The sequence below is a fragment of the Paenibacillus sp. 2KB_22 genome, from assembly GCF_052115745.1.
Lineage (GTDB): Bacteria > Bacillota > Bacilli > Paenibacillales > Paenibacillaceae > Paenibacillus.
On record NZ_JBFRHG010000001.1, the window covers coordinates 393,402 to 418,496 of the forward strand.

The 25,095-nt window shown below is 44.3% G+C and carries 20 protein-coding genes; 1 reads left to right on the top strand and 19 read right to left on the bottom strand.

The genetic code is table 11. From position 1 onward, the window contains the following. Positions 1-142: 142 nt before the first annotated feature. From AB4111_RS01600 to AB4111_RS01665, 14 genes are all read right to left on the bottom strand, one after another. The gene (locus tag AB4111_RS01600; RefSeq protein ID WP_442029904.1) at positions 143-334 is read right to left on the bottom strand and encodes a hypothetical protein; all 192 of its coding nucleotides are present in this window, start codon (positions 332-334) and stop codon (positions 143-145) included. Positions 335-516: 182 nt separating this feature from the next. Further along, positions 517-1,479 carry a diguanylate cyclase domain-containing protein gene (locus tag AB4111_RS01605; RefSeq protein WP_442029906.1) on the bottom strand — a complete coding sequence of 321 codons (963 nt, stop codon included), beginning with the start codon at positions 1,477-1,479 and terminating at the stop codon, positions 517-519. After that, positions 1,472-2,107 carry a chemotaxis protein CheC gene (locus tag AB4111_RS01610; protein ID WP_442029908.1) on the bottom strand — a complete coding sequence of 212 codons (636 nt, stop codon included), beginning with the start codon at positions 2,105-2,107 and terminating at the stop codon, positions 1,472-1,474. Before AB4111_RS01610 ends, AB4111_RS01605 begins: the two co-directional genes overlap by 8 nt. Then, positions 2,097-2,471, bottom strand: coding sequence for a response regulator transcription factor (locus tag AB4111_RS01615; protein ID WP_442029910.1), 375 nt, complete (start codon positions 2,469-2,471; stop codon positions 2,097-2,099). Before AB4111_RS01615 ends, AB4111_RS01610 begins: the two co-directional genes overlap by 11 nt. Positions 2,472-2,753: 282 nt before the next feature. Next, positions 2,754-3,656, bottom strand: coding sequence for a carbohydrate ABC transporter permease (locus AB4111_RS01620; protein WP_253435691.1), 903 nt, complete (start codon positions 3,654-3,656; stop codon positions 2,754-2,756). A gap of 12 nt (positions 3,657-3,668) precedes the next feature. Further along, entirely contained in the window at positions 3,669-4,571 is a 903-nt protein-coding gene (locus AB4111_RS01625; protein WP_253442575.1) for an ABC transporter permease, read from the bottom strand. A gap of 174 nt (positions 4,572-4,745) precedes the next feature. After that, positions 4,746-6,401, bottom strand: a complete 1,656-nt coding sequence (locus tag AB4111_RS01630) for a sugar ABC transporter substrate-binding protein (protein WP_442029912.1) — start codon at positions 6,399-6,401, stop codon at positions 4,746-4,748. A gap of 139 nt (positions 6,402-6,540) precedes the next feature. After that, positions 6,541-8,082 carry a response regulator transcription factor gene (locus AB4111_RS01635; protein WP_442029914.1) on the bottom strand — a complete coding sequence of 514 codons (1,542 nt, stop codon included), beginning with the start codon at positions 8,080-8,082 and terminating at the stop codon, positions 6,541-6,543. Between the two features lie 13 nt (positions 8,083-8,095). Further along, a complete protein-coding gene (locus AB4111_RS01640) occupies positions 8,096-9,877 on the bottom strand; it encodes a sensor histidine kinase (RefSeq protein WP_442029916.1) in 1,782 nt (593 codons plus the stop codon). 4 nt (positions 9,878-9,881) lie between these two features. Beyond that, positions 9,882-10,997, bottom strand: a complete 1,116-nt coding sequence (locus AB4111_RS01645; protein ID WP_442029918.1) for a response regulator transcription factor — start codon at positions 10,995-10,997, stop codon at positions 9,882-9,884. Positions 10,998-11,380: 383 nt separating this feature from the next. Next, the gene (locus AB4111_RS01650) at positions 11,381-12,220 is read right to left on the bottom strand and encodes a formylglycine-generating enzyme family protein (RefSeq protein WP_442029920.1); all 840 of its coding nucleotides are present in this window, start codon (positions 12,218-12,220) and stop codon (positions 11,381-11,383) included. Between the two features lie 133 nt (positions 12,221-12,353). After that, complete coding sequence (locus AB4111_RS01655) at positions 12,354-12,989, bottom strand: glycoside hydrolase family 11 protein (RefSeq protein WP_278295165.1); 636 nt, start codon at positions 12,987-12,989, stop codon at positions 12,354-12,356. Positions 12,990-13,061: 72 nt separating this feature from the next. Then, on the bottom strand, positions 13,062-13,835 hold the full coding sequence (locus AB4111_RS01660; RefSeq protein WP_442029923.1) for an alpha/beta hydrolase: 774 nt from the start codon (positions 13,833-13,835) through the stop codon (positions 13,062-13,064). 41 nt (positions 13,836-13,876) lie between these two features. Continuing rightward, positions 13,877-15,160, bottom strand: coding sequence for an SGNH/GDSL hydrolase family protein (locus tag AB4111_RS01665; RefSeq protein WP_442029925.1), 1,284 nt, complete (start codon positions 15,158-15,160; stop codon positions 13,877-13,879). A 290-nt stretch (positions 15,161-15,450) separates the two neighbouring features. Here AB4111_RS01665 and AB4111_RS01670 point away from each other — a divergent pair, with 290 nt between their 5' ends. Continuing rightward, positions 15,451-16,593, top strand: coding sequence for a glycosyl hydrolase family 8 (locus tag AB4111_RS01670; protein WP_442029927.1), 1,143 nt, complete (start codon positions 15,451-15,453; stop codon positions 16,591-16,593). A gap of 224 nt (positions 16,594-16,817) precedes the next feature. On the opposite strand, the gene AB4111_RS01675 is transcribed toward AB4111_RS01670, so the two are convergent. The 5 genes from AB4111_RS01675 to AB4111_RS01695 all read right to left on the bottom strand — a co-directional run bounded on the left by AB4111_RS01675 (position 16,818) and on the right by AB4111_RS01695 (position 24,950). Next, positions 16,818-18,425 carry an ABC transporter substrate-binding protein gene (locus tag AB4111_RS01675; protein ID WP_442031551.1) on the bottom strand — a complete coding sequence of 536 codons (1,608 nt, stop codon included), beginning with the start codon at positions 18,423-18,425 and terminating at the stop codon, positions 16,818-16,820. A gap of 68 nt (positions 18,426-18,493) precedes the next feature. After that, entirely contained in the window at positions 18,494-19,423 is a 930-nt protein-coding gene (locus tag AB4111_RS01680; RefSeq protein ID WP_442029929.1) for a carbohydrate ABC transporter permease, read from the bottom strand. A 27-nt stretch (positions 19,424-19,450) separates the two neighbouring features. Continuing rightward, positions 19,451-20,305, bottom strand: coding sequence for an ABC transporter permease (locus AB4111_RS01685; RefSeq protein ID WP_091034906.1), 855 nt, complete (start codon positions 20,303-20,305; stop codon positions 19,451-19,453). 275 nt (positions 20,306-20,580) lie between these two features. Further along, positions 20,581-22,950 (bottom strand): helix-turn-helix domain-containing protein, encoded by a 2,370-nt coding sequence (locus AB4111_RS01690; protein WP_442029931.1) that lies wholly within the window; start codon positions 22,948-22,950, stop codon positions 20,581-20,583. A 296-nt stretch (positions 22,951-23,246) separates the two neighbouring features. Further along, the gene (locus tag AB4111_RS01695) at positions 23,247-24,950 is read right to left on the bottom strand and encodes an RICIN domain-containing protein (RefSeq protein WP_442029933.1); all 1,704 of its coding nucleotides are present in this window, start codon (positions 24,948-24,950) and stop codon (positions 23,247-23,249) included. Positions 24,951-25,095: the final 145 nt, after the last annotated feature.

The window sequence follows — 25,095 nt, forward strand, 5'->3', positions numbered from 1 at the left end:
TTAATGATAAATTTCGAAGCTGACGAATTTTTATTCTGGGCTAGGAAATTTAGCGATTGGCAATAAAAAAAGCCGCTATATCAGCAGCTCACCAGAGGGCCATACTCTGGTCCCTTTCAATGTTGTAGTGTCAACGTTAATTCTATGGTTTAATATTAGCTTGCTTACCATCAGGAGCCACCGAATTATCGCTCGTCCTCACACCCCTGCGCTTCTTGTAACCTTTAAATATAAAATACCCCACGATGATTAAGATGATCGGCATTCCGTACAGTAATAGAATATAGAAACTGAACAGCAAAAGTGCGATTATCGCACCATCTATTTCATTCAATCTGTGCACTCCTTTATATGTATCACTGGTTAATTGATTACTACATACTCGGTAACTACTCTCGCATTTTCCTATGTAAAAAATGTAATTCATATGGAAAAACATATTTTTTCTTATGTTAATTGTATAGACAAATAAAGTTGCTACTGCAGCAACTTTATTAAAATACATTTTTAGATTTCTTAAGCATTTTCAGGTTCATAAATCCCGTATCCGTTCTTGCCATTCTTTTTAATCTTGTACATGGCTCCATCCGCATGTCTCAGTAGTTCGGAAGGCTCCTGTCCGTGCTTGGGAAACAGGCTGATACCTATACTCATCGAAAGGTTGATGTAGTTTCCTGCAATTTTGAAATGGGTACTGAATGCAGCTTCCAATCTTTTGGCGATAATTTCAGCATCATGATCATCTTTCAGATGGCTTAAAATGATAAATTCATCCCCGCCAAGCCGTGCTACAGTATCCGCACTTGGAATCGATTCGCTTAATCGCTTCGCCATTTCCAGCAGCACTTGATCACCAACATGATGTCCATATGTATCATTCACTTGTTTAAACCCATCAGCATCCACAAACATAATCGCAAGTTTACTATTGTTTCTTTGTGCATTACTGATCGCCCAGGCAAGACGGTCATTATAAGCAAGACGATTAGGCAGACCCGTAAGTGGATCATGCAGAGACAGATGTTTGCTGATCTTCTCGGAGATTTTGATTTTGGCGTACTCCGTCTCCAGTTCTTTGATCAGATTTTTAAGTTTATATACACGGGTGTTCGTGTTTGTCATATCAGTAATCTGAATAAGCGCATAACTGCGATCTTCATGATAGAGCGGTTCAACATGCATATTTTGTCTGAATAATTGCCCATCCTCTCCGTCATTAGGAAGAATGAATGCCTTATGTAAAGCGCTTGAGCAAAATCTGCTTTGTCCATGATACAGCGCATTTTGCAAAATATTCAGATACATGTTCGACTTAAACCGTGGGCAGACCTCTAGCAGATTCAAGCCAATTACCTCTTCCGCATTCTTGCCCGTAATGCGTTCCAACCAGGCATTCCACACTACAACTTTCAAATGTCTGTCCACGATCATGATTCCCATATGTGCTTTGTTCAAAGCTTGTGAAATAAGATTATCCATTATCCGCCTCCAACAAAGCGTCCATTTTGGCAAGCAGGCTTGATATGGAGTTCATACTCAATGCTATGACAATGATCCCTGTCACATCCGTATCGGCAAGTAAAAACGAGGTATGTAAAACCAGGACATAGACTTCATTCTGAAGCAATATTTGTTGATCGGAATTGGTGACATAGATCAGTTCAATATCAGGCAGGACGTATTCCAGTTTGATCTCCAGGAAATTTCCGAATTCTCCAATAATGGCGTTAAGCAGAACATTGCTAACTTCCTTCAAAACGTCCAAATCCGTGTCCATTAGGTTCGGATCTTCCGTTATAACGCTCTCACCCAGTTCTCCAAGACAGATGTTGGCCAATACTTTAGCCTGCTCTACAGGAAACATCAGAAATGCTTTTCCCTGAAATTCATATCCAAACTGTAAAGAGGATCTGAACAGATGCCCTTCACTAAAGAAAATATTGTATCTTCGATCTCCAGGGTCCACATCGGATATGGAGATTAGTTCCACTTCCGGAATATTCAAAACTATACGCTTGTCTACAATCTCCGACAACATGTTAGCCGCTTGTCCCACGTAAACGTTCACAAGTTCAGTCAGCAAATCCTTCTGTAAATCATTCAGCATGATAGGCCGCCTGAATGAGTTGAATCATGGTCGTTGCCTTTTCCGCGGTTAACGGTTTATTCAAAAATCCAGAAATACCCAACAATTCGACTTCATCCCTAGTTGTCTTCTGAATATCTGCAGATAGAATAATAATTTTGACTTTGCTATCCGTTTCCCGAATCATTCGAAGCATTTCTTGTCCGTTCAGACCAGGCATCAGCAGGTCGGTGGTTATAAAATCAGGTTGAAACTCCTTAAATAGGTTGTAACCTTGCTCTCCATTGTTAGCAATCTGAATCTCGCATTCTGGAATATGGTCAACAATAAGCTTTGTAAGCAATTTCTGTACGAAAATGGAGTCTTCCACGATTAATACTTTCATTTTCTCTTCAGTCTCCTTGATAAAATGGTAAGAACTCGGGATGGTTAGGCGCTTTGGACAGTTCTTGATAGAGGGCATTCTCGCGCAGTGGCACCCTGAAAAGAGACTGACTGGTGAATCAAGTAAATATAAATTATAGTAACTTTAATTTAATTGTCAACAACATTGTTGAATAAGTTAAATTCGTGTGCAATTGACATACTGGGCCCTCCGTTAAAAAAACATGAAAAAACGGTCACCCTGGTGACCGTTTTTGATCGGTTATCTGGAACTGCATTAAGTTTACTCTTTTACCCCTCCAAGCTGCAAGCCATGAACGAAATACTTCTGCAAAAATGGATATACAACCAAGATCGGCAATGCGGCTACAATTGTAATGGCTGCCCGAATAGATACGGGTGTGACCATGTTGCGCGCGGCGCCAAGATCCGCTCCATTGGCAACAGCTGCGCTGCTGTTGGAATTCATCGAAGAAGATAATAGTTTCATCAACTCATATTGCAGAGTGCTCAGGTTTTGTTTGGAAGAAGCATACAGAAACGTATCGAACCAAGAATTCCATTGGCCGACTGCAATGAACAATGCTACAGTAGCCAGTACCGGTTGGCACAGTGGTAGAATAATGGATATGAACGTTCTGAAATCTCCAGCACCATCAATCTTGGCCGATTCGATTAGTCCCTCGGGTAGTGTCTGGATATAGGTACGAATAACAATCATATTAAAGGCACTGATCAGCCCAGGAATAATGTACACCAGAAAGTTGTTTAACAAATGCAAATCTTTCATTAGGAAGTAAGTTGGAATAAGACCTGCACTAAAATACATCGTAAGAACAACGATAATGGTAATGGGCTTTCGTAATATATAATCTTTTCGGCTTAGTGTGTAAGCCAGCATGGAGGTTAAGAATAGACTTAAGACTGTCCCCAAAACCGTTCTCGCCACAGATATACCAAAGGCGCTGAAGATGGTCCCTCCTGCAAATACTGCTCTGTAGTTTTGATCTGTCCATACCCGAGGCCACAGATAAATCCCACCCCGGATGGTGTCATTACCGGCATTGAATGATACGGCGAGTGTATTCACAAACGGATACAGGGTAACAATCGCGATGGCGATCATCAGTATACCATTTAACGTATGGAAGACAATCGGTTCAAGCCGAGATTTATTTATTCCCATCTCTAGTCCTCCTTATATTAATCGGTCTTCCCCGAGCCGTTTGGAAATAGAATTCGCCGCAAAGATCAGCGTAATACTAACCACTGTCTTGAATATTCCTGCTGCGGTAGCTAAAGAGTAATTTCCGATCTGTAGTCCGTATTTCAGGACAAATATATCTATCGTCTGTGACCAGTCGACAACCACACCATTACCTAACAGATACTGAACTTCGAATCCAGCTTCCAGAATCCAGCCCATATTCATGATCAGCAAAATGATAACAATGGATTTGATTCCGGGTAAGGTCACATACAGCATTTTCTTATATCGGTTCGCACCATCGATCTCTGCCGCTTCATAGAGCGAGGGATCGATAGACGTAATGGCCGCCAGATAAATAATGGCATTCCAGCCTACTTCTTTCCACACATGAGATGCGCCTACAATGCCCCAGAAATATTCCGGAACGCTAAGCCACATGATAGGTTCTTGAATGATGTTCAACTTCATGAGCACCACATTGACAATTCCGCCGTCTACAGACAGTGAACTTGCCACGATGCCTGTCACGATAATCCATGAGAGAAAGTGAGGCAAATAAGATATCGTTTGAATGGTTCGTTTATAGAACTTATGCTTGATCTCATTAAGTAAAATGGCAAATATAATGGCTGTCGCAAATCCGAGCACCATATTGATTACACTCATCGCAATGGTATTACGAAGCACGTTAAGAAATGCATCGTCAGTTAGCAAAAACTTGAAGTGTTTGAGCCCGACCCATTCCTGCTGGGTGAAACTCTTGGCAGGACTGTAATTCTGAAAGGCCATAACCCAGCCCCAAATGGGATAATACGAGAATACAAGAATGTACGCAACGATGGGTAATGACATGAACATCAGTTGTCTCTGTCCGCGCAACCGTTTTAACATTGGTGTTTTGACAACGGCTGTATGGGTAGTTTGCTCTGGTATGGCTCCAGGCGTGTTCGCCATCTTTCACTCCTCCTATTGGCTTGCAGCGACTTTATGCATGATACCCCGGAAGGTACTCGCCTGAGTAATTCCCTAGTAAATACCTTCCGAGCGAATCATTGCCGCATTTTTTTATTTAACAGACCAGTTCTCGATTCTCCATTTCAGTTGTTCATTAATTCGGTCTTCATAGGATTTAATATCGATTTTCTTGTAAGCGTCCACATATTCAGTCCAAATGTTATCGAATTCATTCGGTTTTGACATGATCGCTTTAGGCAAGAATTTCAATGAAGTGTCTGTCATTTGTTTGTTCGCTACCGCAGCATCAGAGCCTTCTTTCAGATCGACTTGCCATGCTGGATAGTACACTGGATTTTCTGGTGCAGGAGAGAAGAAGTCACTCCACGTTTTGAAGCCATATGCATCCAGAAGTTCTTTATCTTCCGGTTTGAGGTTGTCATAGAATTCCTCAGGTTGGTTGATCGCTCCAATGGCATTACCATCTTCAAATGTTCCTTCGAGTTTTGGTGCTGCAGCATAGAAACCTTCTGCTTTGTTAACCAGTCTCCATGCCGGATCATCCTGCTCTTTACGTTGCTCTGGTGTACGATAGAATCTTCCCTCTTCATTCACCTGATAGTCTACACCCTCTTCACCCCATGACAAGAGCTTCTGGTACTTCTCATCCATAAGCTTATCGAGGAATTTGATGAGTGCGACAGGGTCTTCGGCATCTTTACTGATACCAAAACCATTGTTCAAGTTAATGACCGGACGATCCAGATAGTGATCTGTGATACTTGTATCATAGACTAGCGGGAAGCCTACGTATGTCTGACCAATTTTGCCCTGTGCTACAAGTGGGTCTTCGCCGGCTTGGAAATTCCAGTGCTGGTCGAACATACTAAGCACACGTCCCGAAGAAATTTTGGCCAGATATTGATCATAGTTCTGAACAAAGGCTTCTTTATCCAGCAATCCTTCATTGTACAGATTGTTTAGTTCTTTATAGTAGCGTTTGGAGATATCTTTGTCGGCAAAAACGGTTGCCACTCCACTATCATCTACGACTACGCCCCCGTCATTGGGGTGACCCGTAAGATGTTCAGGTGGGTTAAGCAAAGGGAACGTCCGCCAGTCCGAAGCCAATGTCGTGAAACCAATCGTCGGTTGACCATCAATCGTTGGATTCTTGGCTGCGTAATCACGGATCAACTTCGTGAAATCATCCAACGTTTTAGGAGTCGGGTACCCGGCATCCTTCAGTATGGACTTTTGAATCCAGAATGCAGGACCAGAATAATAGTTACTAATGAACTCCCCTGTATACACTCCATAGTTAGGCAACCAGTAAATGTGTCCGTCACTGGAGTCTTTCATCCGGTTCCAGTCTTTACCGAAATGCTTCTTCAGATTAGGTGCATGCTCTTCAATGAGATCTTCGAGCGGAATAACCGCACCGGCTGATACCAATTTGGTATCTGCTGTGATCAAGTCAGGGAAATCACCACCGGCAATCATAACGCCGAGCTTCTGTTGAAGATCACCCACGAGAAACTCCATCTCAAGATTGACGCCGAGCTCATCCTGGATCTTCTTGTAGATCCGGTTATCTTTAGCTGGCGCCTGATTTGGCGTCCCGATAAAGGCGGTGATGTTCAGTACCTCTTTCCCATCCGGTGTAGTCGCTTTCTCATTGTCACCGCTGCATCCTGCAAGTGCCAAACTTAAAGCCAGAACGAGTGATACGGAACCCCAAAGCTTCTTTTTCTTAAGTCCCCCCATGTACTTGCCCTCCTTGGAAGTGGTATGTCTTACTGTTTTTAGTATGAAGAAATGTATGCGGTTACAAAATATATATATTTAAGGTCCACCCCCCTGTAATTGCAGGTCTTATTCAGGAGGGGTTCTTCTTTTTCAAAGATCAATTCGCATACTTTTGTCTGTATTCTAAAGGTTTCATGGCTGTACGTTTTTCGAAATGTCTGAGAAAATGCTGGTAACTGCGGTACCCTACCTGCTCTGCAATCGCACTTGATGTCTGATTCGTCTGCTGAAGGAGACGCTTCGCTTCTTCCATTCGCAGATCATGTACTACCTCGATTACACCTTTTCCGTACTTTCGCAAAAAGGACTGCCCTAAATGGACTGGATTCACGTAGAATCGCTCTGCGAGCTCCTGGATTGTAAATGTCTCTCTGTAATGCATCTGCACATATTCAGCAACCGTCGCCTGAATGCCTCCAAGTTGCCTTTCCCGGAAAATAGCCAGTTCTGACTTGCATTGCAAACAGAAATGTTCCAGATTGTTAGCAACCTTTTCTATATTTCGTTGGCCCTTCTCCAGAATTCCGCTTGCCAATTCGTTCATTAGAGCATTAGGTTCTCCTCCTAATTCTCTACACAGGGACAGTCCGCGGAATATAATGTGTGTAGAGAAAATATGTACAATCTCTGGCACAGCCTTCATCTGTATAAACAGTTCAAAGGCACTACGAATGGAACTCGAGAGTTCCTCGACAGAACCGTTTTCTAGCAATTCGCTAATATGGTCCACCTCTGATAGCGTTTCCGGATCAAACTGCCAATTCTCCAGCTGAATTTCTTCAGCAAACAAAAGGCGCTTTTGATTAAAAAACAAATAACGCCCAACCTCCTGAGCGGAGCGGAAGGATTCAGATAAAAGCTCCACTTTGTTGACCGTTAAACCAACCGCGATATGAATATCTTCGCAGCCGTTATTTTGCATGTTGTTCATCAAATGCTGGGCAAAAGCTTTAATTGCTTCAGATGTCCCATCTCTATCATTCGCTTGTTCCCCCCATACCAGTCCCAATGAGTCTCTTGTTCTGTCTATCACATAACAACAAGTTGTTACGTCAGCCGTTTGTTCGGCTACGGAACAGGCTTCCTGAATATCTCCCTGAAAAGCTATCCGCAGGTATGCCCAATGGGACTTGTTCAAACGAGGAAGGATTTCCGACATCTCCTGCTCCGATATATTCTGCTTATCCTTAATCAGTGCGGACAAAAACGCTTTGATCCTTTGCTCGTTTGCATGTTCCCGAATACGCTCCTGGTTTTCACGCTCCTGCAACTGCATACGGAGACGGACCAACATGTCCTCTGCTTCTATACTGTCAACGGGTTTGGTTAAATAGTTGGAGACACCTAATCGAATAGCTTGCCTCGCATAATTAAAGTCACTGTATCCACTCGTGATGACAAACAGCACAGATTCATGTTCCAATCGTCGTGCTTCTTCCACAAGTTCCAGCCCATTCATGACAGGCATACGAATGTCTGTCACCACGAGATCAGGTTGATCTTCTTGTATCATACGAATGGCTTCCTCACCATTGGCACACACGCCTTTGATTTCAAATCCATGCTTTTCCCAATTGATCAGAAGCTGTAACCCTTCAATGGCATACGGTTCATCATCGACTAACAATACTTTATACATGAGAGATTACCTCCTATTTCCTCTGTTCCAGCCTGGAGATCGGTATATGGTATCCTGCAATGGTTTCCTCTCCTGGTACACTGCTTAGATCGAATATCGCATTTCCTTCATAAAAGAGTTCTAACCTGCGGTAGACATTGCGGAGTCCAACATGCTCGCCGTTCCTGGGTCTTTCAGAACGAATATCTCTCAAAAGCTCCGTTAGTCTCCCTGCATCCATACCGATTCCATTATCGATCACCTGAATAACCAGTTCAGAAGCGTTGCGTCTCGCCGTTATCTTGATCTGTCTTCCATTTTTTCGCGCCTGCAAGCCATGTTTGCATGCATTTTCAACGAGCGGTTGAATACTCATGCGGGGAATGAGCAACGAAGCAGCATCAGGATCAACCTCGAAGGTATAATCAAAAAGCTCCCCGAAGCGAAACTTCTCAATCTGGAGATAAAGATTCGTAAATTGCAGTTCTTCTTGTAAGGGAATCAGATTGTCCGAATGACTGAGCAACTGTCTCATCAGCATGGACAGACTTTTAATAATCTCAATGACTTCCGTATATCCATTCTTCGTACTAACGACCAGCAAGGCATTCAATGTGTTAAATAAAAAATGGGGATTCATCTGACTCTGGAGCATGGACAATTCGGTCCTTACTTGATCCAACTCCAAATCTTTTTGACGGATTTCCAGTTTATATACATCATTAATCAGCGTATGAATTTTACCAATCATGATGTTAAATGTACGAATAAGCCCGCCGATTTCGTCGCGGCCTTCCTGAATTTCAATCAGATCGAATCGTTCATTGCGAACCTTCTCCATATGTCTGGATAGCTTGCGAATCCGATAGTGATAGGAACGCAAAATAATGTAGATCAACACAGAGGGGACTACAATACTTATTGCCAGTAACCCCAGAATGGATTTGAAAGCTTCTTGCAACAGGTGGTCAAGGTGACGCGTATCGGCAACTCCAATCAATTTCCAACCCTTAAGGTACGCTAGATTCCCCAATGACTTCTCGAGCGTATAAGCAGAATTGCCAGATTCCTTGGCTGTTGAATTGTTATCCGGGTTGGATAAGTCGGTTTCGCTGAATTCCCCACTTGAAACGACAGTTCGATTGTTGCTATCGACCAGACGCAGCTGAAGACTGTCTGATTCACGATTTAAAATGCTATACACCCGGCTAAGTTCCAGATCAATCTTGGAATACTTGTTGTAATTGGCAAAGGAAGTATAGGTATCCATTTTGCCAATCACACTGATCCTTCTTCCCGCGTTAAATCCAGACGGCTCAACATAATCAACGACAAGAATGCCTCCACTGGTGGATTTCAGCTGTTTCAATCCAGGAAGTACATTCTTGTCTTTCATCACGATATAGTGACTGCCCGTCTGAATGGTATCGTTATCCGTATAGATACGCACCTCCAGAATATTCGCTGACATATACCTTGTTAATTTATCTCGCAGAAATGCATGGTACACGTTGTAATAATCGACGGGGGAAGGATAGGTCCGATCCAAAGCCTCGTAGAGCGAATCGTCTGCTGCAATAATTCGGCTCAGAGCAACGCTCTCATCAATCATACCAAGCAGTTCCCCCGCTGCCCTGTCGATGGATTTGCGCAGATTTTCCTGTTCTCTAATCTTGATATCCGCAGAGGTTCGTTGATAGAAGAAGATATTAATCGTTATTACAGGAAGGAGAATACTAAGTACATAAATAAGCAGAAATTTGGATCGGAGAGGAATATCATTAACCTTACGGAACATCCAGAATTTATGACGCATATGATCACCCTTGGTTTTTGTTTTTATAGACGGATGGAAGCTCCCCTGTATGCGCTCTGAATTTTTGGGTGAAATATTCAGCATCATGATATCCCAGACTGAATGCAATTTCAGTGATCTTCATATTGGTGCGTCGCAGGAGTTTACGGGCTTCCTCAACTCGAAGCTTGTGCACATAGTCAATGAAACTGACTCCCATCTCCCGCTTGAACTGTTGACCCAGGTAGGCAGAATTCACGTGAATACGATTAGCTACATCTTGTAATTTAATTTTGCTTCGATAGTGTTGCTTCAATTCATTCACTGCTTCTGCAACAAGCCCTCCTGTACGCGACTTTTGCTTCAATTCAGACTGGGAAAGTTGCTCGGACAGTCGAACACACAGGTCTTGTAATGTGCCAGAAGTCCAACTCGCAGCCTCATGCCATTCTTTTTCACATAGTATTTCTCTGTAAACCTCTCTTTTTCCATATTTCCGTAGCAACTCCCCATGGATATATCGGATGACATGATGTATCCATTCCAATGAAACTTCTGCTGTCTCACTCTTCTCTAGCAATGCACTCACTGCATTATCGATGGAAAAAGTGTCTCCGGCTTCAATCGACGCCAAGATATCTTTGGAGATGTTCATCATTTGCTCTAAATCATATTCTTCGTTTGTTCGATATTCATTAAGATGATTTTCATGGGCTTCATCTGTAACCATGATTTCATGCTGCTGTTTTTGCTCATTTCTACGTTTGTCCAGAGGTTCAATCATTTCCATAAGGATTTGATGAATTTCCTCTGGAACAAGAGGTTTAAGCACATACTGATCGACCTGATACCGTATGGCTTGCTTGGCATAATTAAAATCGGAGTATCCTGTAACGATAACGATTTTAGAGGTATAAGCGAGATCTTCTCGCAAGGTGTGAATCAAACCGAGACCATCCATAACAGGCATTTGAATATCAGTGACGACAAGATCGGGTTCAACCGAGTTGAATAAAGCAAGTGCTTCCTCCCCATCCGTTGCCGTTCCACAGAGTTCATATCCACAAGCTCGCCAGTCGATCATCGTTCTCCATCCTTCTAGCATAAACGGCTCATCATCCGCGACAATGACCTTGTACATTAGCTCACCTCTCTTTTGTCCGTGATCAGCTGCATGTATTTTATCTATATCTATGGGTAGATTTCATTTGATCCGAAAACGCTAAACAGCAGAACAACAGCAGGATTGTTGTCTGCTCGCACAACTTGGAGAACTTCAGGATCTGAAGATGTATGCAATTGTATAAGAAATAACATTTTCACCAGTCTCATCGTCATTAATCGATAACTTAGAATTGAATCTATCAGACGTATTATAAGAACGCTCCGATTATAACGAAGCGCCGGGAATGACAATACAAGTGTAACGCTTACATTTTTGCGCAACAACCTGATAAACTATAGGTTTTCACCCGACAAATTATAGGTCGAGCTCAGAAGTAATCCACTAACAGGCAAGAGATTTTATTCTCCACGCACAATACGGAATCCTTGATCAGGCCCAAAACCATTTGCATCAAATTTGCCTCGGAATGCTATTTCATTGTTATTTACACCACCAATCCAGCCTCCGCCTTTCACCACTCGCCAGGATTGTTGTGGACTCTCCGGATCGCTGTACCAGTCCCAACACCATTCTCTCACATTCCCAGACATATCATAGATTCCTAGCTCATTCGCCTTCTGAGTTCCGACTTTTTGGGTTTGATTACGATTGCTCTCAATAGCGGGCCAGCTCCAGTCACCTGTCAGAATCTTGTCGCCGGCATTTATCCAGTACCAAGCAACTTCATCAGGATTATTACTTCCACTGTATGTGTAATCTAAGCTCTTTTGGCCTCCGCTTGCAGCGTATTCCCATTCTGCTTCTGTAGGTAAACGGTAACCGTTGGCGCCTTCGTTGATCGTTACATTCCATTTGATATTGTCGTTTTCATTGTGATTATTCGTGTCCAGGTTGTCCTTGTCTATATTGTAATAAGGTTTCAGGTTTTCTTTTATACTTTTTTGATTACAGTATTCTACTGCGTCATACCAGCTGACCATTTCAACGGGCAGGTCATCTCCCTTGAAGCCAGACGGGTTTTCCCCCATAATTTCCATCCATTCTTTTTGAGTCACTTCATATTTGCCAATATAGAAGGAGTCCAGCGTTTCATTTTTATTAATCTGACTCGGCTTACTGCTCTTGAAAGCCCCTCCTTCGACAAATACCAAGCCATCGTTTAATTCAGAATTACCCGCTGAACAAGCACTTAGACTAACAAGCATTGCGATTAAAGTTAACCATATCAGCTTCCTCATTCAATTATTCTCCTTTGCTAAGCTTGAATCCGGCAACGTCGAGGTCCGTTAGTCTGGTAAATAACGATCCTCAACGCTTCCGGAAAATTGAACTCAAATGCAGGTGCAGACCTTGAACGGCATTACATCATTTTTACCAAACTGTCACGTTTGCGTTACCGCTGCTTTGATAACCTTCTGTTGCCATCACTTGATAGGACCAACTATTTCCAAGGTACATGCCTTTGCTCGCCCATGCATTCACATGATTGCTGAACGTAATGGTAGAATTGACACCCGTCGGTCTCTTGGTCTGTCTAACACTCCAATACTGAGGGAAAGTCTGCGTACCATCAATGGAAGGTGCATTGTATCTCATCGTTGTATAGATATCATATGTGCCACCATCACTATTCACCGTTCCCTTATACGTTCCTGTCGGACGATACGTTCCCCAACTATCCACCACGTAATATTCAATCAGAGCGTTTCTAGTCCAACCATAGAAAGTCAGATAGCCGTTACCTGAAGGAGCGAACACACCGGCATTGTAATTGACTACCCGATTAGGTGTGCCATATGTCCACCCTTTCCCGACAACAAAGTTCCCGGTATTTTGCCAACTCACGCTGTAATTCCCGCCTGATCCGTTAACGGCGTTGACCGTTCCTCCACCATCTGTCCAATTCTGCCAATAATCTGTTGCAGCGCTGGATGTAGCTGCGAAGACACCAAAACTCATGGAAGCTGCAAGAACAACAGTCATTAATTTTTTACCGAATTTGAACATAGAATAATACCTCCTGATATTTTAATAGATTTGGTTGATGCTACAATCCGATATGAATGTTCTTCAGCACATTCACTTGAATAAACGTTGCGTGAACAGATACAGATCGTTCTTCCACACGGGCCAATCATGTCCCCCACTTTCTTCATGCCAGATGTGAGGTACTCCCTGTTGCGCCAAATATCGGTGAACCCCGAGACTAATCTCTATAAGATTGTCCTGCTCACCGCAAGAGATCCACAACAGCGAGAGTAATGAATGCGCTTTCGTAACATCGGTGACAAGTAACTCCGGCTCTCTGGTGTTCGGGGCTGCGGAGAAAGCGCCGATCCATGCGAAATGGTCCAGATTACTTAATCCGATATTTAAGGATTGACCTCCGCCCATGGATAAACCAGCAATCGCCCTTTTATCCCGGCTTGTATGCACAGGATAGTTCGACTCCATGTAAGGGATCAAATCGTTCAGCAGATCGGATTCAAATCTTTCAAATGCTTTGATTTTTTCAGGTTCAAACAAGTCTCCTTCGGCCCGGTCATTCGTCATTGCGCGACCATTGGGGAAAACAATAACCATCGGCTCAAGCAAGTTATCGCTGTACAGATTATCAAGAATAATTTGCGGAGAACCATGGGTATGCCATTCGGTTTCGTCTCCACCAATCCCATGCAAAAGAAAAAGTACAGGATACATCGTTGTCGAAGAAAATTCTGGTGGGGTGTACACCATCGCTTTACGGGAATTGCCAACCGTCCTGGAAGGATACTCTACCGTCTCCATGACTCCACGTGGTATATTCTCCCGATATTGGTCATATCCCGTTACTGCTGATGAGATCAATTTCATTCTCTTTTCCTCCGAACATATGAATGACTATCAGTCTTCAATTAATCCACATAGCCAAAACCCAGAATGGTGAAGCATTTATGTTCATGACCTTCCGCCATTTCGATCTCGATGGAGTGCTCCTTAACATGCTCTTCATTAAGCAGAAGTGTGGCATGGCAATGGGTCCAGTTGATCTTACGCGGATCGACTTTTTGGACAATTACCCCATCTACCCTGATATGTGCGGTTCCGAATTCGTCGTTACCCGAATCCTTGAAGATCAGAATGAGGCGTTTGCACTGCAAACTTATCTTAAAGCTGCTCTGAGACTCTTTTCCCTCTCCTGAATGCATCCAGTTGTTGGGGAACTGAGGTGTACCATAGTCATGAGCATCCATCTCAGCCATCTGCAGATCCGTATCCGTTTTGCAAAAAGAGCCTGCATCGATTCGGGCAATGTTACTGCCGTTTGTCCGATCCAACAGCTTCACATGAACAAATTCATTTCCAATTAGCGGAGCTTTTTCAATATCATGATCTTGCTCATCCCATTCCGAACGATTCGTCATGTCGAACAAATATTCCAAACAATCGGCCATAATTCGGTGCCCCGTGTTAGTCGGATGATATATATCATGGAAAAATTGCTTTTTGGAAATAATGTTGCCCTCATCTTTTGTCTTGTTGAACTGATCTACGACAGCATCTTTCACACTTACCATTGGCAGATCATAATGCCAGCCTACCGGAGCGAGACGATCCTGCAGATTCCAGTCATTTTCGAATACACTGAATAACAAGATGACCGCTGGCTTGTTATCGGCAGCAAGTGCTTTGAGCACCAGACTCTCGTAACATTTACCTTGGGTTTCATCATCTGCGTCATTAACTGCGAATTCGATTATGACAATATCCGGCTGAACAGTACCTCCCCTTAACACATCACGATCATAACGTACAATCCCCAATTCCGAAGGAGTTCCTCCTACACCTGCTTTAATCAGATGAATCGGACTCTCTTTTGAAAGCGCAAACATAAACTTGAACGACTCATACGACCGATAAGCGTAACTTTGGAGATGAATAGGTATTGCACCAGCACCTTGGGTAATAGAGCCTCCAATATAAGCTATAACGACAGGTTCACCGTTTTTTGCCTTCTCAATGGCTCGTTTTAATCTGACATTATTCCCTTTGTTCAGAAGAGACCGGCCAATCATGTCGCGATATCCATGTGATTCAAAGTCAATTGCGGGCTTGACTGACGACGCTGTCACTCCAACTGGATCGCGCGGTGCAGTGAATTCCGTGTTTTCACCTGCATCTTCTGAATCCTGGAGCATAAATCACCATCACATCCTTTCGGCTAGTTTCTGATCATCCTCAAACCACATTTAAAGGATCACAGCTTGTATTATGATTAGATCAGGTGTGACCCTTCTCCCAAAGTGTATCGCTTACATAATTTTACAACAACCTGGCAAAGTATAGGATTTCAACCACTATATCATTTTAAGTTGAGTACAATAACATGCAGATCAGAACACCTATAATTTTTCATGTAAACGCTTTAATTTGTATACTATTTCCATGTTATAATTTTGAAAAACCGCATTGGTAAAGGAGGAAACTCATGAATATCACGGGTCAAGGCGCGTTAGATACGAGGACTTATACGAATCTGTTTCTGAAGCTAGGCTACGATGAGAATGAGATTATGAGCAGATTGGAAGAAACATGGAACGAGCTGTTTTATGGCGATGAAAATACTCGAATATATTACCCCATGGGAGAGGACAAGGGATATTTGCTGGATACTGGTAATCTCGATGTTCGCTCTGAGGGCATGTCCTATGGCATGATGATGGCTGTTCAGATGGACAAGAAGGAAGAATTTGATCGAATCTGGAATTTCTCCCACACTTTTATGCAGCATACCGAGGGTCGATACAAAGATTACTTCGCTTGGCATTGCAAGCCTGACGGCACCCGACTCTCGCAAGGACCTGCTCCTGATGGTGAGGAGTTTTTTGCCATGGCGCTTTTTTTCGCCTCCAACCGCTGGGGCGATGGCGCTGAACCTTATGATTACAAGGCACAAGCCCGCAAGATCCTTCGTGCCTGTATACATCAGGGTGAAGACAGCGAAGGTGACCCAATGTGGGACCCGGAAACGAAACTGATCAAATTCATTCCAGAAACACCGTTTAGCGACCCGTCCTACCATCTGCCTCATTTCTATGAACTATTCGCCAAATATGCGGATGAAGAAGATCAGGCTTTTTGGAAAGAAGCGGCTGACGCTAGTCGGGCATACCTGCATACGGCCTGCCATCCTGTAACCGGACTTTCACCTGAATATGCGAACTATGACGGCTCTCCGGCTCCAATACAGCCACATGGGGATTTCAGGCATTTTTACAGTGATGCCTATCGTACTGCTGCAAATATTGCGCTGGACTGGGAATGGTTCCGCAAGGATCAATGGCAGATCGAACAATCCAATCGGATTCAGTCCTTCTTCAGTGATATTGAAATTTCTGATTATCGTCGTTATACCATTGAGGGTGCACCTTTTGACGAACCTTCACTGCATCCTGTAGGTTTGCTGGCTACCAATGCCATGGCTTCACTGGCTGCGGACGGTCCACATGCTGACACATTCGTTCACAAGTTCTGGAACACACCTCTGCGTCAGGGAGAGCGACGTTATTACGACAATTGCCTGTATTTTTTCAGCATGCTCGCTCTAAGCGGAAGATACCGCATGTACTAAACTAAGGGAATGTGCATGAGCCGTTGAACCTGTCCTGTGAACGTTTGGCTTGCAGGACAGGTTCAATCACTGAATTTTAAGAAGGATGCAATGATATTACGATATAATCTATATCAATAAAAAACGTTCCCGGCTCGCATATGTTGACTGCGAATCGGGAACGCGTTTGGTTGTGCAAATACAGGCAGTAACTTTTCCCGCTCTGTATGATTCAGATACTTTAATTATTTGGAAACGGAAGAAGTATCATAGGAAGACTGCATAATCTCCAGATATCGATTAATGTTCAGTCCCTCCAGGCCTTTCACATATTCATCCCAATCCTTATCCAGACTTTTGGCTCCTGTAATAAATTGCAGGGCGTTCTGATCGATGTAATCCTTGAGATTGGTCTGCATCATGCTGGCTTCATCAGCTTGGGACGGATCTACCCACAATGCCCAATGAGGGAAAATCTCTTTCGGTTCCTTGCCCTCCATTAACAATGTCGCCTCATAGAGACGTCGCTCACCACCATCATTGGCATAGATGTCTGTCCCTTGTACTTCGGAGTCCCGATATGCCTGATAATGATTGTACTGACTCAATGCAGCCCAACTGTCATTACGAGGTTCTTCTCCAGAAGGAAGCGGAATGGCTTTATATAACGGCTCAATCTGATCATTGAGCGCCACTTCTCCTTCTTGTGGTTTGCGCCAGCTTACGCCCTCTTCTCCCAGATATGATGCCATGGTTCCTTCCTGGGTATAGAGATAATCCAGCAGCTTTATGGCCGCGATCTGCGTTTCCTCACTGGCTTTGTTTGTCAGTACAAAAGACGCTCCGGGATCAATCGGATAGTTGTACGTAGCATAAGCAGCATGGGGTCCCTTCAATGGAGGGATGGGATTGTAATCATTCCCGTAAGGAGAACCTTCGGCAGTGGTTACGAATAATGATGGATGCATCGCTGCTCCCGCACCGAGAAGCTGTGCATCAGCGTTATCTCCAATTTTTTTGAAGGCCCCGACGTTTTGGGTAAATGCCCCTGGATCAATCAACCCTTCATCGTACAGTGATTTAATATAGGCAAGCCCTTCTTTCCACTCCGGTTTGTTCACTACGGTCTCCACTTTCCCCTGATTGACAATGAGATAATTCCGATCGTCGTCATAGATAAAACCGTTCATCAAGTACGGAATAATGTGCACACCGAAATTTTCAGTCGAACCGCTTAGCGGTACTTCGTCGGCTTTACCGTTCCCGTTCGGGTCTTTCGTTTTAAATGCCCGAAGCATTTCCTTAAATTCTTCTGTCGTCGTGGGTTCGGTCAGGCCCAGTTGTTCCATCCATTTGGTGTTGACCCACATCTTGTTTGGGTATGAACAGTGAAAACATTCATTCAGACCCGTCAGACCATAGATATTTCCGTCAGGAGCAGTGTTCATGGCCCGATAATAGTCATTGCTCTCAAGTACTTTTTTAATATTAGGAGCATGCTCCTCAATCAGATCATTCAGCGGCAAAATAACCCCCTGCTGACCAAACTTCAACAAGTCTGTCTGGGAGAAACGATCTACCCAAGGGATGAGCAGATACAAGTCCGGGTAATCACCGGAAGCCAGTGAAATCTGTCTTTTCTCCGCTGCACCGTCGAATGGAACCGTAGTCCAGTTGAACTGAATATCAAACTTCTCTTCCATTTTCTTCGTGAATTTGTTAGTGGACAGGTTGGTATCCGAACCCTGGTGGGCAAACACATTAATGGCCGTCTTGCCTGATGGATCGCTGCCTTCCCCGTTACCCTTATCAGAACTTGAACATCCGGCAAGTACCAACGAGGTAAACAGCATACAGGCAAGAATGATGAATCCCGCTTTTTTCAATACAATCCTCTCCCTCAATTATAATAGAATTGAACTTATCCTTTGACTGAGCCAATCAACATACCTTGCACGAAATACCGTTGAACAAAAGGATAGATGATTAGCACCGGCAAGCTGGCCATCACAATTAACGAATACTTCATGAGTTCAGCCATCTGCTGCTGTTTGATCATTTCCGATGCATCCATGCTCCCCGTACTGCTGTTCAGAATAAGAATACTGCGCAATATCAGCTGTAGCGGATAGAGCGACTGTGATTTCAGGTAAATGAGGGCGTCAAAGTATGCATTCCACTGACCGACAGCGTACATAAGTGACAACACGGCGATAATCGGTTTGGCGAGTGGCAGGATAATACTGAAGATAAACCGGATGTCACTGCAGCCATCGATGTCTGCTGCTTCGGACAATTCTTCCGGTATCGAGTTCTGAAAAAAGGTACGGGCAATGATGACTTGCCATACCCAGACGGCATTGGGAATCAGCAACGCCCAGCGGGTATCAATCAGTCCCATGGTTTTGACCACCAGATAGGTAGGGATCAAACCGCCTGAGAACAACATGGTGAAGGTAATAAACATCATTAACGAGCTGCGGCCAACAAACGTTTTTTTGGATAATGGATAAGCAATCATAATGGTCAGTGCCACGCTGATGAAGGTGCCGCAGACTGTATAGAAAAGGGAATTGGCATACCCGGTAAGGACTTGATCATTCCGCAATACAGACTTGTAACCGTCAAACGTCAGGTCAATGGGCCACAACCAGACTTTTCCCGAGGAGACGGCAGCAGGGCTGCTGAGCGAAGAACTCACAATATATATCAAGGGATACAGCACGGCAATCAGCACCACTGTCAGCATGAAGTAAACAACCGTTATAAATACGCGGTCTCCCCAGGATTCACGAATCGTACTGCTGCTCTTGATCCGCGAACGACCTGCATTTGTCTGTGTGTTAGGCATGGGTTGATTCTCCTCCTTTCGCTCCCGTTACCATAAGCTTGTATTGGACAGTCGCTTGGCAACCGCGTTTACGATTAATAACAGAATCAGGTTAATCACCGAGTTGAACAGGCCAACCGCAGTAGCGAAGCTGTAATTGGCATTCAGCAATCCTATTTTATAGACATACGTGGAGATGATCTCCGAAGCAGACAGGTTGAGCGGATTTTGCAGCAAATATATTTTTTCGAACCCAACAGCCATGATATTCCCTACACTCAGGATCAGAATGATGACGGCTGCCGGAAGTAGTCCAGGCAGATCAACATTAATGATTTTCTGTATTCGGTTGGCTCCGTCCACTTTGGCGGCTTCATATAGGGATGGATCAACACCTGCCAGAGCAGCCAGATATATCACAGCGGAGTACCCCATTCCCTGCCACACATCGGAGAATACGTAGATGGATCGAAACAGTCCAGGCTCACCGAGAAAATTCACCGCTTCGAAACCAAGGGCACCTGCAATCGTGTTGACAATACCCAGCCTAGGAGACAGAAAGAGCATAATGATGGAGACCATAACAACGGTAGAGATGAAATATGGAGCATACGTCACCATTTGTACTGTTTTTTTGAATCGTATGTTTTTGATTTCGTTCAGCGCCAGCGCCAGTAATATAGGAATCGGGAAACCAACGATCAGGCTGTAAAACGAAATGTAGAGCGTGTTCTTGATCAGCATAACAAACGCCGGATTCTGAAAAAGTAATTCGAAATACTTGGTTCCGGCCCACGGACTGCCCCAGATCCCCTTGATGACGTTGTAATCTTTAAATGCCAGGACCGCATTCACCATGGGTACATACTTGAAAATAATAAAGTAAGCAATCGGTGGCAGGATCAGCAGATACAGCTGCCAATGTCGCCTCCAGCTTCTGGATAATGCTTGCTTCAAGGCAAACGGTTTACTTGGTTTCTCCACGGACTTTGATTCACTGGTCATTGTGGTTCTCAGAATCATCCCCCCATTCTTGGCTCCCAATCGTGCTGAACTCCAGCTCAATTTGGTAGCGCTTACTTTTTGTGTAATCATAAGATTGCGCTGGGGATGCGTAAAGGTACAGTTACGCTGAGAAAGTACAAAAAGCGAATATAGTTCCCGAGAAACAGCCAACATTAACCGCTATGAACGTCCATTTTCCGAAATACACTCGGAGAAATGCCGCGTACCCGCTTGAAAGCTCGGCGGAATGAATGTGCACTGTTATACCCGGTGGCCTCCGCTATCTCGTCAATGGTCTGACCAGTGGAGTGCAACAAGTTCGAGGCAGCATCAATGCGTACCCGTTCTACATAATCGGAAAGATTCTCTCCGGTATGTTCTTTGAAGAGTTGGGATATAAACTTCTCGGACTTGCTCATGTGCTCGGCAATCCGATAGATCGTCAAGTTTGCATCCCCATAATGTTGTTGGATAAAACAAATCATTTCGTTTACTGTATCCGCATGTGCTCTTGCTCTTCTTCTCTGGAAATCACCGCAGATGTCTTCCGTTAACCGTTTGAATTTTGCACGCAGCGAAGTGATCGTTTCTGTCATCTGAATGGATGTCACCCGAGATTTATATTCCTCCAGCAGGGAGGCATCCAGCTTGAATTTTGGTTCGTCCAGCTTCAGAAAGGTCCCCTTCAGCTCCATGATGAACTGCTGTGTCATCTCGTAGGACAGTTCTCGCTCCTCTAAATTACGAAGAAACAATTGCTCCAGAATACGTATCGCCTCTTCAGGCTCCCCGACTTTGATCGTGTTCAGCAGGCGCTGTTCAGACTCAATCGGATAATAGAACATTTCATTTTCCTTCACCGTATCTTCAAATCTCACCAGATGATCTGTTCCCATATGAATGGCATAATCCAGAGCTTGTTTGGCTTCGTCAAAGGAACGCCCTGCATCATTCCAGACCTCGTAAGCTGCACCTGTGCCAATTGTTGTGGATATCCGATGCTCCCGGTAGATCACTTTCATTAAAGTATTCAGCTCTTGTTCACATCTTCGCATCGCTTCATTCAGTGGATTTGCATCCAATGGACAAGCAAAAGCAATCTGATCCGTTCCCCAATCCGTAATCAGTACCTGGGCATTCCACTCTGTAAGTACCTGCTTGACGAGAAGCCTTGCGACGCCCAGTTCATGAATCGTCTCTTCACTGTCCGGATTGGCATAGCCGTTTATTCTCACCAAACCTGCTAAGCCCTTGCTGCTATGAAGTGAAATGTGTGCCTGTGATGAGATGACCTCAAGCTCAGTCGAGGTATAGAATTCCCCGGTTAACAAACGTTTGATAAAACCGTCTCTCAATAATGGAATCTGCTCATTCATCGCATTTGTAAGTGAGTCATTATTTGCAATCAGATTGTTAATATGGCTTGCCAAAAAATCATATTCATTGCCCCGTCTGCCGGGAGAATCAGTAATGTGTTCACGGAAAGTGGCCAACAGTTTGTACACGGGGGCACTATTCCGATAAGCCAGAACCAGCCCGAACAACAATCCCAGGGCAATCGTTGCCAAAGTAAAGGCCAGTGTGACTTGTTTAATCTGGTCCGCTTTGGTCATGAGTGCTTTCTCGGGAATGCCTGCCATGTAATTCCATCCATTTTGACTGGATTGAATCGATATCAGCAGTCGATCATCGCTTCCAGGCTGAACGCTCTGCACGTTCTGCACATTCTTTGCATTCTGCTCCGTTTCGGCAGCTTTACCTTCGATCCGGTGACTTTGTGCCACTTGCTTGGCCTCGGCCTGATCAATGCCTAGCGAGAAAATGATCTGTCCTTCTGCATCGGTGACGAGAGTCCAGCCGCCATATTGATCCACAATATTTTGAGTAAGGCTCGCCATCTTATCCTGATCAATCATGACACCAATTGTCGCTTGCGGTTTGTTGAAGCTGTTCAGAGGAAGAGATTGCAGAAATGTGATGGCCGGAACATCTGCAAGCACGGTACCGACGATTTCACGTTTATAGTTTCGAAGCGGTATGATCTCGTTAAAGTGCGGCTGTTTCAAAATTTGGTCATACCACTGTTCAAACGACATACCGTCCAGCTGATTGGCAGCATAATAATGTTCTGGACGATAATATACGGTTCTTGGTGTGATAATGGCATTGTAGTTTGGAATGTGAATGAAGAAATGGGACAAGTATTCATTGGTACTGCTGTACATGGAGAGGCTGCGCTGCATGCGGTTCATGCCGTAGACATTGTAGAGATCATGCGGCTTCGGGCCAGTAATTAAATTTTGCAAATCCGGATTGACGGCAAGCTGTCTAGTAAAGGCTTCGACTTGAAAAAGATTTCGCTCAATAATCTCTTTGCCGAGACTCAGCGACTTATAGCTGTTCTCAATGGAGCTGGAGCGGGCCGCTTCAATGGAAGCTCGATAAGAGGCATATCCCGCAATTTGAGGAATCATCAGAATGACAAGATAGGAAATGAGGAAGCGGCGGAACACGGGTGAAAATTTGGACCATAGGAGCTGCATATGTACCCCCCTTTTTTTTATCAAGCGCTTACATTTCTCTGTGATTAGGTAGCTGTTCCATGATACACCGGGCATTTCTTCTTAGTGAAGGTACAACTTCTTTCTTATGGTACATTTTCGTACTACAGCGTACAATGCTCGCATGAAAATAAATGTCTCTCTGGTGTTTGGTGCACAATTATAGTTGTATCTTACCTTCGCACGGCCTCCATGCCAAAGGATAAAAAATAAACGCAAAAAAACCTCCCCAAGACAAGGAATGGCTTGGGAAGGTTCTTTTTTTTAAGATTTGCTTTTTAATTGCTGACGGCAACAAATTTCCATTGTTGATTTGTTGCACCCGTGTAGGTGTTCTGCTGCAATTTGGCACCATCCGACGTGGAAGCGTTTGCGACTTCAATCGCTTTGTTGCTGTTCACGTTGATGATACTCCAGTACCCGTTGCCGAGGTCATTCACTTTGAAATGCTGAGCGGTTGTGTTCAGATTGCTCATGAGTTGGACCGCTTCCCCATTGGTGAGGGTACCGTTGCGAATGTCGATGACTTTGTCCGGTGAGTTCACACTTGTCAGCGTGTAGTTACCGCTGCCAATCGAAGTCAGAACCCACTTCTGAGGGTTGCCGCCCAGATCGCTCCACTGCTGGAGTTGAAGATTGTTTTCATTTTGACCACCTGGGACATCAATAACCTTGTTGGAATGCCGAGCTACAATTTTATAGGTTGCACCGGATACCAGACCCGTTGTTGGTCCACCTTGCCCACCGCCCGGGTAAGTCTGAGCACGTTCATGGTACCAGTTAAACAAGAAACGTCCCATCGCGCTCCGTGAAGCATCCCCGTCCCATTTCAGGCCTGCCGTTGGGTCGGCAAAGGAGCTTCTTGGTCCTTCACTTAGAATAAAACCATTCATATGTGCTGCAATGCTGACGTTGCCTGCTGCGTTGAAAATCGTTTTGGTATTGGTACCGAAACCTTCATTGCTGCCATTAAACAAGTTCCAATATGCCGAATCGCCAGGTTTGTTTTTGAACCAGGTCACCTCGGTAATGTTAATTGGATATTTGTCAGCGGCTGCCTTCACGTTGGTATTCCACTGGTCTTGCAGGATAGAGAAATTGTCATATGCGCCATAACCAGGGTACCAGTGAACCGCATATCCATAGTTGTTGAGCGGGTCAGTTAATGGATGACTTGCCGTCAAGCTGTAAAATTGGTTGTATCCCAAACCTGCCGCCCAGATGACGTTGTCCGCACCTTGGCCGCGAATTGTTGAAATCATGGAATTTTGGAAATTACGCAAGTCATTCCAGTGATCCACAAAATCATTTTCCCCGTTATATCCACCCCAATGTCCATTGGCATACGATTTCACTGGCTCGTTAATCAGCTCGAAGTGAACATTGTCTGCACTTTTAATCTCAGGGCGTGAGGCAAGATAACCCCAGATCTGATTGAACTTCTGCAGATTCGCAGGTGTTGTGGCCTGATCATCCTTCAATGTGAAGTCGAGTCCCAGAACAACATATACGCCTTTGCTCTTGGCATATTGGATGTATGGAATAATGACATTTTGAGTAACGGTCTGCACACCGGCAAAGTTATATGTACCCGCAGCCACATCTCCCATATCCTGACGGTCGATAAACAGACGTACCTGATTCATATTCCAGCCATGATTGCTTCCGTATTTCGGGCTAGTATCCGCAAATGTATCGGTAATGTCCTTCAGATAAGCCAGAGTTGCTGCATGACGGTTATTTCCGTGCAGATTGAGGTAATAATTGCTATCCTGATATGTCCAGTAGGCGCCTGAAGGTTGATGCCAACCGTTCAGAAGCACAGGCTGGTTGTTGCTGTTCACCAGGTTTTTGCCGTTAACGTGAAGCTTACCCATCGGCATGCCCACCCATGCCTCGGCTCGGTTGCCTCCCCATGGGACAATGGTTATCAATAAAGCAAGAATGATTAAAAGTTTACAAGATGTCAAAATCTTCTTCACTATAATTCCTCCTCTTCTGATGTAATGCCTTGCTATACTACGAAGCAAGCTCTGTCATAGCATCCCTAAACCAGCATATCGCTCAGGTCGGAGCCCGCTCCCGCAACCCATTCCATACCAGCAAGGGAATTCTGCGGAGCGAAGG

What these genes read in the sequence shown, in the direction of transcription:
- AB4111_RS01605 (WP_442029906.1), bottom strand. Translation starts at nt 1,479, where the DNA reads ATGGATAATCTTATTTCACAAGCTTTGAACAAAGCACATATGGGAATC.
- AB4111_RS01610 (WP_442029908.1), bottom strand. Translation starts at nt 2,107, where the DNA reads ATGCTGAATGATTTACAGAAGGATTTGCTGACTGAACTTGTGAACGTT.
- AB4111_RS01615 (WP_442029910.1), bottom strand. Translation starts at nt 2,471, where the DNA reads ATGAAAGTATTAATCGTGGAAGACTCCATTTTCGTACAGAAATTGCTT.
- AB4111_RS01620 (WP_253435691.1), bottom strand. Translation starts at nt 3,656, where the DNA reads ATGGGAATAAATAAATCTCGGCTTGAACCGATTGTCTTCCATACGTTA.
- AB4111_RS01625 (WP_253442575.1), bottom strand. Translation starts at nt 4,571, where the DNA reads ATGTTAAAACGGTTGCGCGGACAGAGACAACTGATGTTCATGTCATTA.
- AB4111_RS01630 (WP_442029912.1), bottom strand. Translation starts at nt 6,401, where the DNA reads ATGGGGGGACTTAAGAAAAAGAAGCTTTGGGGTTCCGTATCACTCGTT.
- AB4111_RS01635 (WP_442029914.1), bottom strand. Translation starts at nt 8,082, where the DNA reads ATGTATAAAGTATTGTTAGTCGATGATGAACCGTATGCCATTGAAGGG.
- AB4111_RS01640 (WP_442029916.1), bottom strand. Translation starts at nt 9,877, where the DNA reads ATGCGTCATAAATTCTGGATGTTCCGTAAGGTTAATGATATTCCTCTC.
- AB4111_RS01645 (WP_442029918.1), bottom strand. Translation starts at nt 10,997, where the DNA reads ATGTACAAGGTCATTGTCGCGGATGATGAGCCGTTTATGCTAGAAGGA.
- AB4111_RS01650 (WP_442029920.1), bottom strand. Translation starts at nt 12,220, where the DNA reads ATGAGGAAGCTGATATGGTTAACTTTAATCGCAATGCTTGTTAGTCTA.
- AB4111_RS01655 (WP_278295165.1), bottom strand. Translation starts at nt 12,989, where the DNA reads ATGTTCAAATTCGGTAAAAAATTAATGACTGTTGTTCTTGCAGCTTCC.
- AB4111_RS01660 (WP_442029923.1), bottom strand. Translation starts at nt 13,835, where the DNA reads ATGAAATTGATCTCATCAGCAGTAACGGGATATGACCAATATCGGGAG.
- AB4111_RS01665 (WP_442029925.1), bottom strand. Translation starts at nt 15,160, where the DNA reads ATGCTCCAGGATTCAGAAGATGCAGGTGAAAACACGGAATTCACTGCA.
- AB4111_RS01670 (WP_442029927.1), top strand. Translation starts at nt 15,451, where the DNA reads ATGAATATCACGGGTCAAGGCGCGTTAGATACGAGGACTTATACGAAT.
- AB4111_RS01675 (WP_442031551.1), bottom strand. Translation starts at nt 18,425, where the DNA reads ATGCTGTTTACCTCGTTGGTACTTGCCGGATGTTCAAGTTCTGATAAG.
- AB4111_RS01680 (WP_442029929.1), bottom strand. Translation starts at nt 19,423, where the DNA reads ATGCCTAACACACAGACAAATGCAGGTCGTTCGCGGATCAAGAGCAGC.
- AB4111_RS01690 (WP_442029931.1), bottom strand. Translation starts at nt 22,950, where the DNA reads ATGCAGCTCCTATGGTCCAAATTTTCACCCGTGTTCCGCCGCTTCCTC.